Source organism: Streptomyces sp. NPDC050619 (genome assembly GCF_040654815.1).
GTDB lineage: Bacteria > Actinomycetota > Actinomycetes > Streptomycetales > Streptomycetaceae > Streptomyces.
In genome coordinates this window covers 64,382-76,729 of record NZ_JBFAIR010000008.1, presented here as the reverse complement: position 1 = coordinate 76,729, position 12,348 = coordinate 64,382, and the positions used below count along the sequence as shown (strand labels likewise).

The window sequence follows — 12,348 nt, the reverse complement described above, 5'->3', positions numbered from 1 at the left end:
ACGGTGTGTGTCAGCGGACGAGCCGTCGGGCGTCCCAGACAAGGATGGAGGCGCTGCTCAGGTGCCAGGTGGCCAGGTACCGGCCGTCGGGCGAGGTCCGCACGTGGTGGGCCCTGCCGCGGTGGTCCGGGGTGAACTCGCCGAGCAGTTCGCCGGTGTCGGTCCGGTGGATGCGGACGGTGTCCTCCGGGACGGCGAGCCAGCGGCCGCCGTCGCCGACGGCGAACCGGTGCGAGCCCGGGATGTGCAGGCGCTCCCGGCCGCCGGGCAGACCCAGGATCCGGACCCCGTCCAGGGTGACGGTGGCCAGCCAGCTGCCGTCGGGGGCGAAGGCCAGGCGGTAGACGGTCCCCGGTGACGTGGGGAGTTCGGCCTGCAGTTTGCCGGAGACGGGGTCCCACAGCCGGATCCGCCCGTTCAGGTCGCTGACGGCGACGGTCCGGCCGTCCGGGGAGCAGGCCATGGCGCTGACGGGGGCGCGGGGGTCCGACTTCTTCCCGAGCCGTCTGATCGCGTAGGTCGTGCTGTCGATGACCGCGGGGCGGGGCGAGGTGTCGGTGGCGACCCAGGTACCGCCTGGGTCGAGGGCGAGTTGGGTGGTCCAGCCGTCGACCGACCGCAGGTGCCGGCCTGTGGCGGCGTCCCACCAGCGGGCGGCGTCGTAGTCCCCGGTGATGACCCGGCTGCCGTCCGGCGTGATCGCGCACACCTCGTGGATCCCCTCGGTCGGGCCCAGGACGTGGCGCACGCTCCGGTCGGCGACGTCGTGGATCCGGCTGGCCTTGTGGCCCGAGGCCGTCACCAGCCAGCTGCCGTCCGTCGCCAGGGCGACGTCCTTGACGTACGACGGGGACGGCAGCACGCCCACCAGGGCTGACGTCAGGTCGGTGGCGACGCGACCCGGGGCCTCCTCCCGCAGCTCCTGCCGGAGGTGGTCGGCCTCCGCCCGCAGGACGGCCTCGCCGGCCAGGGCGTCGAGCAGCAGCTCGGCCCGGAGAACCGGGTCCGGGCAGGCGCGGCGCTCCAGGCGGTGGGCGACGCGGTCCACGGCCCGGCGGGCCGCGTCGATCTCGGGGGTGTCGAACATCGCCAGGTCCGCGCGGAGTGCGGCCACGCCGCAGACCCTGACCTTCGCGGCCTGCCAGCGGGGGTTTTGGACCAGTCGTCCGGCGGCGGCGTGGTCGTGGGCGGCGATGTGCCAGGGCAGGTGGTGCCAGAGGTAGGTCTCGGCGACCGGCAGCTGCCACCAGTGGCCGCCCTCCGGCGGCAGGGTGACGGCCCGGGCGAGGACGCGGCGGTGCCCGGCGCGGATTTCCTCCGGGGGGCGGTGGGAGGAGATGAGGGCGTGCAGCCGTCCGGGGAACGTGATCCGCCGCAGTCCGTCGCCGCCCCGGGGCAGGGCGACGAGTCCCCGGCGTTCCATCATCGGCAGGACGGTCAGGGCGGGGCGCTCCGGCGTGACGTCCTCCCAGCCGACGGCCAGGTCCGACAGCAGGATTTCGACGTCCGGGGGGAGGGCGGTGAGCGCCAGGACCTCGTCCCGGAAGGTGTGGAGGTCGGCCAGCGCCTCCCCCTCCGGGCCGCCGCCCCACTCCGCCGCCCGGGCGGCCGCTGCGGCAGCTTGGGCCCGTTCGTACCGTTTCCCGCGCCGGAACCGGTCCATGTGCCGCCCCTCCCTACCCGACTGACGGACAGTCAATCAGAGTCTCCTGTCGCATTGAAGCTGTCGGATTCTCACTCGTTCTCGTTCGTGCTGTCGGATTCTCATTGCGCGACGTGCCCGGTTTTAACCGTTACACCTGGTTAATGATCACATGATAAGGCTTGTCGGACCAGGCCCCTGATGGTCGTTCCATGGATGGGAGACGGGACAGGATCAATGACGTGGGCGGTGCGCGCGAACCTAGGCAGACAAGGGGCGATTTCGAGTAGCGTGACCTACCAGGCGTTTCTCCTGACGGTGCGGTGAGTGTTTGTGGGCGAGGTCGCGACGGTCATCGCCGCGGTTGTGGCGCTGTTCGCCGTTTGCGGCGGCTACGTCCAGTTCGTGCTCAAGCGGTCGCTGCTCCCATGTGTCGAGTTCGACGTCGAGTTCGCGTTGCTCCACCGGGGTCCGTCGCAGGCGGTCGGCGAGGTCGCTTGCGTCGTGCGCAACGTCGGTCCGAACATGGCCGTGGTGGAGAACGTCCGGATCCGCTGCCGCTACCGGCTTGCGGGGGACCCGGAGGATCGATATCCCGGGGAGGGGGCTCAACCCCGCTTCGCTCATAGCCTCGCTCCCGGCGATGCCATCGTCCTGGTGGAGGAACGTACCTTCGTTCAGCCCGCCGTGGCCCAGCGGTACGGCGTGCCTGTCGCTCTGCCGGCTGCTGTGCAGATCGTCGACATCCTGGGTTTGTTCGACTACAGGATTGACCTGGGCAAACCAACCAACCTCCTTATTCAGCTCTTCGCGCGTCCGTCCAAGAAACTCGAACTCGACTGGCGTAAGGGCATCAGAGACCACACCGCGCGACGCACGTTCTTCGTCGGGTCGGATCTGGATACGTGACGACCCCAGAACCCTCTGTACCGGCGCTTCTGCCGACACCGCGAACGCGACTCCCGCGCAAGCCATGTCGTTTGAGAACGCGAGTCATCAAATTTCTCAAACGACATGGCGACTCCGCAGGCCGGAAGCTCATCATCTGACAGATGCGCTGCGACAGGACAGACGTGCCCTCGGCAGCAAAGGCCGAGGATTTGGACACAGCCGTGAGAATGAGCGGCTGGACATAGCGTGAGATACTGCGAGAAGCCACAGGTCACAGCCTCGCCGTGGGACATGAGCGACGAGAACCTACAACAGCCAACTCAGTCCGGCTGAAAGTTCCTGACCTGCGACGACTGGGTTGACTGTCAAGGCCCGCAGCGCCGAGGTGCGGCAGGTGGGAGCCGCTGACCTGGAGCGACTGGGTTGGATGGCAAGGACCGGTGTCGCCTGGGTTCGTTGTCGAAGGACAACTGCTGTCCGCCGACATTGTGGGATCTCAAATCCCATGGCCAAATCTCACGGCCGATGGCCAATCGATGGCCGATCGGCCACGAATCTGAGATCACCTGGTGTCCTGACGCATTCAGGCTGTCGGATTCTCACCCGTTCTCGTTCGTACTGGCGGATTCTCATGGCGTCACGTGTTGAGGGGCAGCGTTTGCTTCCTCCTGGGGGCGTGTCGTTGCTCATGGCCCTGGCGCTTCTGCCCACCGTGAACGAGCCTTCCGCGAAGGCCACGTTGTTTGAGAACGAGGGCCGCCGGTGTTCTCAATCCAGTTGACGCCTCCGCAGGTCAGCGAACCGCGACCTGCCAACTCCACCTCGACAGGACAACGAACCCTCGGGACATGTGGCGCCACCGGAGTTGTCCCCACGCGCATGGGGCCGACCGGCCGTCTTCCTTCTCGTCCGACATCATCTTGGAGCTATCCCCACGGGCGTGGGGCCGACAGGGCGGCGATGCGGTCCTCAAGCGTCGCGTCGGAGCTATCCCCACGGGCGTGGGGCCGACCGCGGCCCCCGGTGGGCGCACTACACCGGCTGGGAGCTATCCCCACGGGCGTGGGGCCGACGACGTGGATCCGGTCACGGTGAGGGTGAGGTCGGAGCTATCCCCACGGGCGTGGGGCCGACCCTGCGTCACCTGCGGTGATGTGGCCGTGTGTGCTGGTTTTCCTTCACTTGCCGCGAGTGTAGGCCAGACCGGTGTGCTCGTTGTAGGTAAGGGTGTAGTCCCCGAGCGTGGCCGTTCGGGCGGCGTCCAGTTGCAGGGCGCGGGTGTTGCGGAGCCACGGATTCGCCTTCCATCCGGGCAGTGGTGCAAGGTGCTCGACCGCCTCGGGGGTGAGGCGTTGAGGGAGGCGCATCATGTCACCGACCACATCATCGAGGAGGCCGTCGGGAACGCTCCCGTCGGCGGCGAGACGCTGGCCGTCGAGGGTTTGGTATCCGGCGTCGTCCCGGATGACAAGGATGACCTCGATGGACATCGTGCCGTCCCGTACGGTGGCGGCGAGGTGGTCCTCGGTTGTTGCTTCAGTCGCCGCGTAGTGGAGACCTTCGAGGACTTCGGCCGTGTGTTCACCGGGGCGCGTGAGTAGGAATGGCGCGGCAGCTGTGCGGCGGGCCTGTTGGGCAGTTTCCCAGTCGATTAGGGCCTGTTCTGCATCGCCAGCCCAGGCCGTGGGCGTCAGCGGGGCGGTCCCGTAGGCGGAGGCAACGAGTTCCGGTACCTGGGCAGGGATGTTCCAGCCGTCAGTGGCGCCCGCGGCGAGGACTTGTGCGGCAGTGCGCAGCAGCAGGTGGCGGCCGTAGATGTATTCGGTGCCGCCGTCGACGAAGGGTGCGACGGCATTGTCCTGGCTGGGGTCGAGGGCGGTGACGTACACGGTCGGCTCCTGCAAGTCTGCTGGCCGGTGGGTTTTTTGGTGGCGGTGGAGGCGGCCGATGCGCTGCAGCAGCAGGTCGATGGGGGCGAGGTCGGTGATGAGGAGGTCGGCGTCGATGTCGAAGGACTGCTCGGCGACCTGGGTGGCGACGAGGATGAGCCGGTCGGGGCGGGGGGTGTCGCTGGGACCGAGTTGATCGAGGAGTTCTTCGGTGCGGTCCGCGCGGTTGGTGGTGGTGAGCTGGCCGTGCAGGATGACCCGGTCGCCGCCGAAGGCATCGGCGAGTTCGCGGTAGGTGCGCTGGGCGCGGCGGACGGTGTTGCGGATGATCAGGGCGCACCCGCCGGCGGCGAGTTTCTCCTTCAACAGGTCGATGAGGGGCTGTTCGAGGTCACGGTCGGTGTGTTTGCCGGGGCGCGGCTCGGGCAGCACCCGCACCCGGACGGGGAGATCGTCACGCCATGTGGGGGCGTGACTGCAGACAGGGGCGGGCATGCCGGGCCAGACGGCGGTGACGTTGGGGTAGCCGCCCGGGGCGGGCAGGTCGACGGTGTGGCCGGGGGCGCTGGCGGCGCCGGCCATGTATGTGTTGGCGAGCTCCGCGCGCTGCGCCGGCGGCAGAGTGGCGGACAGCAGCAGGACCGGGACGCGGGCCTGGCCGAGCCAGAACAGGGCCTCCTTGAGGAACTGGGACATGTAGACGTCGCAGGCGTGGACCTCGTCGAGGATCACGACCTTGCCGGCCAGGCCGGCGGTGCGCAGCATGACGTGCCGAGTCCGGGTGGCCGCGTACAGCAGCTGGTCGATGGTGCCGACGGTGAGGTGAGCGAGCAGGCCGCGTTTCGGTCCCAGGTACCAGTCGGCCGGGCCTTGTCGGTTGGCCATGCAGCAGTCGGGGGCGTCTTCCTGGACGGAGCGGAAGCGGGCATCGGCGGTCGCCCAGTCGCCGGCCAGCATCGCCTTCCACTCGGGGTTGAAGGCGCGCTTGCCGTGCAGGAGCACCACATCGTCCTCGGCTCCGGGCTCGGCCGAGGACGCCCAGGAGCGGACCGTGGTGAACATGGGATCGGACGTGGCCTGGGTCGGCATACCGACGAACACCCCCGACAGGCCAAATCGTTCGGCCAGCACCTCCGCCGCGGCAAGCGCCGTCTTCGTCTTGCCCTCGCCCATCGGCGCCTCGATGAACACCAGCCCGGGCGCGGTCATCGCCCGTACGACATCCAGCGCCAGGCTCTGCGAAGCGCGCGCGTCGTGCCCGAAGCGGTCCTTGATCAAGTCGGTGCCGTTCGTCGGCTGAAGATTCCTCAGCCCTCCGCCGAGGCGCCGGTCCTTCCACGCAGCGGCGGCCCTGCGGCGCGCTCCGGCGACACTGACCCGGGCGAGATCGGGAATCCCGGGGAAGTGGGTGGAATCGGAGGCGATCCAGTCGGCCATGATGACCAAGCCCAGCAGCGCGAGCTGCTCCGAACGCGTTGGCGCCTCGACCGGCTGCGCCTCCGCCAGCGTCCCGTACCCCATGGCCCGGGTGAACACCTCCACCACGTGCTCCTGGGCCCCCTGCCACTCCGGACTTCGTCCGTGCGCCTCACCATGGGCGTGCGCGACATCTTTGGCCGTCGCACCACGCAGCGTGCCGTGATGCCCGGACACCATCGGGCACACCCAGTCCACCTGCCGCCGCTCCCAGCCGCCGGCACGCCGGAGGACCTGGCGCAGAAGGAACCCGCCCGCTTTGTCGTGAGGCCACTGCCTGGAGGTCTCCCCGGTCACCAGGGCCTCACGCCATCCCAGCCCTACACCGGCCAGCATTGCCGCCTCCGCACGGGACTTGCGTTGGAACGCGGGACAGGCTTTTCCGCAGTCGTGAATCCCACACAGCCAGGCGAAGAAAAGCCGACCACTGCCGCCAGAGACACGATCCAGCATCGACTGCGTCGCCGGCGCGAGAAAGTGATCCCACATGTACTCGGCAACGGCCGCCGTGTCGATCATGTGGGAGATCAGCAGGTTCGTACGCCCGCCGCCAATCTCCGCAGACTTCCCCCACAGAGCACCCAGCCGGCCGACCTCGTCAGCGGACAAACCCAGTTGTGTACAGATGCGCAGCATGCGAGGAAACGTAGAGCACCACACTGACAAACAGCTCCGCACCCAACCGCCAAGGCACTAACATCGCTGGTGGTGCAGAGTAGGCCCCATACAAGCGGGGGTAGCTCCATGCCGATGACCGCGGCTGAGGGAGAGTGGAGGTCGGTCCCGCACCTGCAGGGATAGCTTCACGTGCCCCACCTGGGCCGTGTACGGCAAGGCGTCGGCCCCGCACCCGCGGGATAGCTCCATCGAGGACCACTTCGTGGTAGACCCCGCGAATTCGGCCCCGTGCAGGGGATAACTCCCGGGCCATGCTTGCGAATTGAGTATGGGAGGAATTGCGCCCGCGTTCACGAGGATGGCTCCATGCCCAGCGCGAGCGCGGCGGGTAGGAAGGTGTCGGCCCCGCGCACGCAGGGATAGCTCCCCGCCGTTGGTGAACACCGATGCGAATCCGTCGTCGGTCCCGCGCAAGCAGGGATAGCTCCAAGCACGGCAACCGCTGGTACTACGGCGAGTCGTCGGCCCCGCTCACGCAGGGATAGCTCCGGCAAGACGATCGTGCTGGCCGACTGCTGGGCGTCGGCCCTGCGCACGCGGGGATAGCTCCATCGCCGCGGCGGTGGCGGGAAGCGCGTCGATGTCGGCCCCGCGCACGCGGGGATAACTCCTTGGCGGGGTCCCGGATCGCGCCGAACCCGGCGTCGGCCCCGTGCACACGGGGATAGCTCCAGCTCGACTTCGGCTTCGCTCCCCTGGACGACGTCGGCCCCACGCCCGTGGGGATCGCTCCCACACCGAGTTCGTGGCCTGCGGGCTCGACTGGTCGGCCCCGCGCATGCCGGGATAACTCCAGGGCCTGCCGGGTGATCTTGTCGTCAATCCCGTCGGCCCCGCGCACGCGGGGATAACTCCGCTCTCGGCGGACTTCTGCACTGTCTGCGGGAGTCGGCCCCGCGCACGCGGGGATAACTCCAAGGCTGTCGCTCACCTGATGGCTGAGGGCGTAGTCGGCCCCGCCCAGCGGGGATAGCTCCGACGAGCTCCTCGACGCCCGGGAGAAGCCGCTGTCGGCCCGTGGCCAGGGGCACCTCCGGCTCGCCCGGCGTATGCCCTGTGCGCGCGGGGATAGCTCCTTCAACGCTAACCAGTGGAAGATGATCGTCAAGTCGGCCCCGCGCACGTGGGGATAGCCCCCTGGCCATGGAGCGCGGCCTCACCCGAGCCGCGTCGGCCCCACGCCCATGGGGATAGCTCCAGCGACGGCGGGCAGTCGATCAGCACGTCGTCGTCGGCCCCGCACTCGTGGGATAGCTCCAGGTCGTTCACCACCGACGCTGCGTAGGAGCGGTCGACCCGAACGCCCACGGGGAATGATCGTGTTCGGCTGAGTCCTGCCGCAGATGCGCCGTTTGCTTGGGCGTTGGGGCGAGGTTCCGCTGGTGCGGCCGGAATGGTGAGTCCGGGATTCAAGGCTGCGCCAGGCATTGAATTCGATCGTGAGTCCGAATTGTCAGTGCCGTCTTGTATGTATGGCGTGTGGGGTTCTCCGGTCGGGAGTGACCTCTGCTGAAGGCTGTTCTGGCGCGGATGCGAGGAGGAGAGGCTTTGTTGGGAGAGGGGTTATGCCTGCTTGATGACCTCGGCTGGGTTCCGGTGGTCGTGGGAGGCACGGTGCGGGAAGTGCCGTTGCGGGAGGCGTTGTTGGAGGCGCATGCCTTCGAGGCGCTGTCGGTGGAGTTGCCGACGATGGCGCCGGCCGTGTTGCGGCAGGTGTTGTTGCCGGTGGTGCTCGATGCGTTGGGGCCGCTGGATGCTGGGCAGTGGGCGGAGTTGATGGCTGCGGGCGCCTTCACGCCTGGGCAGCGGGAGGCGATCGGCCGGTACCTGGACAAGCGCCGGGATCGTTTCCGGGTCTTCGACGAGGAGGCGCCGTTCGGTCAGGTCGCGGGGCTGGCTCATCCGGGCGGGGCGGTGAAGCCGGTGTCGGTGCTGATGCCGCACGTGGCGACGGGGAACAACACGCCGTTGCGGGATGGCCGGAGTACGGCGGATCCGGTGCCGCTGCCGGTGGGGGCGGCGGTGCGGTGGATGCTGCACACCCAGTGCTGGGACACCGCCGCCATCAAGACCGGGGCGGTGGGTGATCCGGCGGTCAAGGCCGGGAAGACCAGCGGGAACCACACCGGGCTGCTGGGGCGGCTGGGCGTGGTCACGCTGCTGGGCCGCACGCTGTTCGAGACGATCGTTTTGAACCTGCCGCAGGGCGAGCGGGCTTCAGGCGATGTTCCGCAGTGGGACCGTGTCCCGCAGCAGCCGGCGTGGACGGTGCGGGCGGCCGACGGGGTGCTGGATCTGTTCACCTGGCAGGGGCGTCGGATCCGGCTGATTCCGGAGGAGACGCCGGACGGGGTGCGGGTGAAGTGGGTGGTCCTGTCTGCCGGGGATCGTCTCGCGGCGCTCCCGGAGGACGAGCCGCATACCTGCTGGACGCTGAAGGAGGACAAGGCCAAGGGCAGCCTGCGCTACCCGCGCCGGCATCTGCCGGGACGGGCTGGCTGGCGTGGACTTGAGGCGCTGCTGACGATCGAGCGGAACACGGCGGGCTTCGAAACGTCGCGGCTGCTGATGCAGACAGCCACGGCTTCACTGATGGGGGACCTGCCGCCCGACTACCCGCTGCGCGTAGCCACCTGCGGCACGGTCTACGGCAATAAGGACTCCATCGTTGCGGATGTCCTGGCCGACGAACTCCCCCTGCCTGTGGCCGCGTTGCGCGCCGATCTCACTGTGCGGGAATCGGTGGTGAGGGTGTGTGAGCAGGCCGAGACGCTCGCCCGTGCGCTCGACCGTCTGGTGGCGCACCTGGCCCGCGCGGTGGGCGGGGAGCCTGTTCCGCCCGGGAAGGGCCAGCCGCCGGGGACCAAACTCCTGTACGTGCTGGACCCGTTGGTGCGCCGGTTCCTGGCCGGCTGTCAACGCAACCCTGATCCTGGCGAACTCGACCGCGCTCACCGGGCTTTTGAGCAGATGGCCGAGCGGGCGACACGGGCTGCGGCTGATGAGCTGCTGCAGCGGCTGCCGGGCTCGGCGTTCACCGGGCGAACGGTGGAGGAGAAGAACGGGGCGACGAAGACGACCCGCATCTACCGGCAGGCCGACGCCGAGCGGATCTTCCACGGGACCGTCCGCAAGACCCTCACGTACCTGTACCCGACCGAGCCCGTGGCCGTGGCCACGGTGGTGGAGGAGAGCACCGCATGACCACCCCCCGCACGAACTCCTCCGAGACTGCGTCCAAGGACCCGTGGTACTGGGCCCAGTACGAGCCGGGTAGGGAGAGGGCCGGCCAGATGCCGTCCGGGGCTGATCTGGCCGCGCTTGTGCTCGGGCTGACCGTGGAGGCGGGCAGGGCGCAGCCGATGTGGCGTTTCTACCGTTCCAGGGTCGACGACGAGCTTGCCGCCCGTGGTCTGGTGCCCGACCGGCTGGTTGCCGAGCACATGGCGCTCGCGCTGTTCGCCATGCACCAGCAGAGCCAGGGCCGTCTGATGCACGCGCCCGGCGTGCGGTTCGGCGCTGCTGTGCGGGCGCTGCACGAGCGCTACAGCAAGGACGGCGTGGACGGCTCCATGCAGGCCGCCACTCAGGCGCGCAGTATGGGCGCGGTCTTCTTCCACCTGCGCGGGCTGGTCTCCCAGCTCTCCGCGATCGGGCAGCCGCTGGACTACAGCCGGCTTCTGGCCGACTTGCGGTCCTGGCCGTTCCCGGAATCCCGGACCCGCACCATCCGCAGCTGGGGCGCCTCCTACCAGCCGTGGAACGGCCCCACGGCCGACAACTGAGTCCTCTCACCAGTTCATTTCGATCAACGCCCTTATCTCAGCAAGGATTTCTCGCATGTCCGCCTCCGCCACCCGCCGCCGGTTCATCGACATCCACATCCTGCAGACCGTGCCCCCGTCCAACCTCAACCGCGACGACGCCGGTGCTCCGAAGGAGTGCACCTACGGCGGGGTACGCCGGCCGCGTGCCTCGTCCCAGGCGTGGAAGCGCGCCACCCGGCTCGCGTTCGCGGCCCTGGGGATCGGCGAGGACCAGCTCGGCACCCGCACTAAGCAGATCGCCGACCACCTCGCAGAGCGCATCGCCGTGCGCACCGGCCTGGAGCCGGAGCCGGCCGCCCGCCTGGCCGCCGCCGTCATCGCCCCGCTCGGTATCAAGGCCAGTAAGAACAAGGGAGAGGAGACCGCCTACCTCCTCTTCTACGGACACCGGCAGATCGAGCAGCTCGTCGACCTGGTCGCCGCCCGTGCCACCGAACTCAACGGCCTGAGCGACAAGCAGCTCGGCGAGGAGATCGCCGGCGACGAGGTGCGTACGGCGCTGACGACCGGGCACCCCATCGATGTCGCCCTGTTCGGCCGGATGGTCGCCAACGTCGCCGGTATCAACGTCCACGCCGCCTGCCAGGTCGCGCACGCCATCGCCACCCATGGCGCCGAGCTCGAATTCGACTACTACACCGCCGTCGACGACCGTCAGGGCCCGGACAGCAAGGGTGCCGGCATGATCGGCCGGATCGGCTTCAACTCGGCCACCTTCTACCGCTACGGCGCTGTCTCCCTGCACCAGCTGGAAGCCAACCTGTCCGACCCGGCCGCCGCCGTCGACGCCGCCGTGGCGTTCGTCTCCGCCTTCGTACGGTCCATGCCCACCGGGTATGGCAACAGCTTCGCCCACCGCACCATGCCCCAGCTCGTCGCTCTCGCCGTCCGCGACGACCAGCCGGTCAACCTCGTCACCGCCTTCGAAAAGCCGGTCACCGCCTACGGCGCCACCGGCTACGCCGCCCCCTCCGCGACCGTCCTGGCCGCCGAGCAGACCACCCTCGCCCAGCAGTGGGGCGCCCCCGCCGCCTGGACCGGCGCCACCCACGCCTTCACCGACACCACCGGCAAGGCCCTGGACGACGCCTTCGGCCCCGCCCGCACCTTCCCCGCGCTCCTCGACGCCCTCACCGCGGAGCTGACCCGATGACCGAGAACCGCACCCTCCTGCTGCGCCTGGCCGCGCCACTGCAGGCATGGGGCGACCACAGGGCCGTGATCGACACTCGGCACACCAGCGCCCAGCCCACCAAATCCGGCGTCATCGGCCTGCTCGCCGCCGCCCTCGGCCACGAACGCGACCAGCCCCTCGGCCCCCTCGCCGACCTCACCATCGGCGTACGCACCGACCTCCCCGGCACCCTGCTGCGCGACTACCACACCGTCAGCGACTACCGCGGCACCCCGCTCCCGTCGGCCAACACCAACCCCGCGGGCCGGCAAAAACGCACCAGTCCTCCCCGGCACACCGTGACCACCGAGCGGTTCTACCTCCAGGACGCCGCCTTCCTCGTCGTCGTCCACGGTCCCACCGAAGTGGTGGAACGCCTGCACACCGCCGTGAAGGCACCCGTCGGGCTGCTGGGCCTGGGCCGCAGTTCCTGCCCCCCGACGTTCCCCCTGGTGCTCGGCCTCACCAGCCAGCCCCTCCTCGACGCGCTGAGCTCGCAGGAATGGCTCGCCACCCAGCAGGCCCGGGACGTATGGCGGCGCCAGCACAACGGAGCCACCCCCGCCACCATCGACGTCCCCGCCACCATCGACGACCCGGACGGTGGCACCACCCTGCACGACCAACCCATCAGCTACGCCCTGACCGGACCGCGGCACACCACACGCCAGGTGAGCCACCACCTGATCACCCTGGCCACCGGCTTCCCCCAGAGCCCCGACACCCCCGCCGGCGAGGACCACGACCCCCTCGCCCTCCTCGGATGGTGAC

The 12,348-nt window shown here is 69.3% G+C and carries 7 protein-coding genes and 1 CRISPR repeat array; of the genes, 5 read left to right on the top strand and 2 right to left on the bottom strand.

The features are described 5' to 3' along the window. Window positions 1-10: 10 nt before the first annotated feature. Window positions 11-1,663 (bottom strand): hypothetical protein, encoded by a 1,653-nt coding sequence (locus AB0I77_RS15515; protein ID WP_363283065.1) that lies wholly within the window; start codon window positions 1,661-1,663, stop codon window positions 11-13. A gap of 312 nt (window positions 1,664-1,975) precedes the next feature. Here AB0I77_RS15515 and AB0I77_RS15510 point away from each other — a divergent pair, with 312 nt between their 5' ends. After that, window positions 1,976-2,551 (top strand): hypothetical protein, encoded by a 576-nt coding sequence (locus AB0I77_RS15510; RefSeq protein ID WP_363283064.1) that lies wholly within the window; start codon window positions 1,976-1,978, stop codon window positions 2,549-2,551. An 843-nt stretch (window positions 2,552-3,394) separates the two neighbouring features. Then, a CRISPR array of direct repeats spans window positions 3,395-3,667; the repeat unit is 29 nt; unit sequence GGAGCTATCCCCACGGGCGTGGGGCCGAC. 44 nt (window positions 3,668-3,711) lie between these two features. On the opposite strand, the gene cas3 is transcribed toward AB0I77_RS15510, so the two are convergent. Then, window positions 3,712-6,534, bottom strand: coding sequence for a CRISPR-associated helicase Cas3' (gene cas3 / locus AB0I77_RS15505; RefSeq protein ID WP_363283063.1), 2,823 nt, complete (start codon window positions 6,532-6,534; stop codon window positions 3,712-3,714). Window positions 6,535-8,124: 1,590 nt separating this feature from the next. Here cas3 and casA point away from each other — a divergent pair. The 4 genes from casA to cas5e are packed head-to-tail and all read left to right on the top strand — an operon-like array spanning window position 8,125 to window position 12,347. Further along, window positions 8,125-9,780, top strand: coding sequence for a type I-E CRISPR-associated protein Cse1/CasA (casA, locus tag AB0I77_RS15500; RefSeq protein WP_363283062.1), 1,656 nt, complete (start codon window positions 8,125-8,127; stop codon window positions 9,778-9,780). Then, the gene (gene casB / locus AB0I77_RS15495) at window positions 9,777-10,361 is read left to right on the top strand and encodes a type I-E CRISPR-associated protein Cse2/CasB (protein WP_363283061.1); all 585 of its coding nucleotides are present in this window, start codon (window positions 9,777-9,779) and stop codon (window positions 10,359-10,361) included. The genes casA and casB overlap by 4 nt, the downstream gene beginning before the upstream one ends. A 55-nt stretch (window positions 10,362-10,416) precedes the next feature. Beyond that, window positions 10,417-11,556 (top strand): type I-E CRISPR-associated protein Cas7/Cse4/CasC, encoded by a 1,140-nt coding sequence (cas7e, locus tag AB0I77_RS15490; RefSeq protein ID WP_363283060.1) that lies wholly within the window; start codon window positions 10,417-10,419, stop codon window positions 11,554-11,556. Beyond that, window positions 11,553-12,347: a type I-E CRISPR-associated protein Cas5/CasD gene (gene cas5e / locus AB0I77_RS15485; RefSeq protein ID WP_363283059.1), complete on the top strand. Its 795-nt coding sequence runs from the start codon at window positions 11,553-11,555 to the stop codon at window positions 12,345-12,347. The genes cas7e and cas5e overlap by 4 nt, the downstream gene beginning before the upstream one ends. Window position 12,348: the final 1 nt, after the last annotated feature.

Excerpts from the sequence above, each read along its gene's own strand:
- cas5e (WP_363283059.1), top strand. The coding sequence starts at position 11,553 with ATGACCGAGAACCGCACCCTCCTGCTGCGCCTGGCCGCGCCACTGCAG.
- cas7e (WP_363283060.1), top strand. The coding sequence starts at position 10,417 with ATGTCCGCCTCCGCCACCCGCCGCCGGTTCATCGACATCCACATCCTG.
- AB0I77_RS15515 (WP_363283065.1), bottom strand. The coding sequence starts at position 1,663 with ATGGACCGGTTCCGGCGCGGGAAACGGTACGAACGGGCCCAAGCTGCC.
- casB (WP_363283061.1), top strand. The coding sequence starts at position 9,777 with ATGACCACCCCCCGCACGAACTCCTCCGAGACTGCGTCCAAGGACCCG.
- cas3 (WP_363283063.1), bottom strand. The coding sequence starts at position 6,534 with ATGCTGCGCATCTGTACACAACTGGGTTTGTCCGCTGACGAGGTCGGC.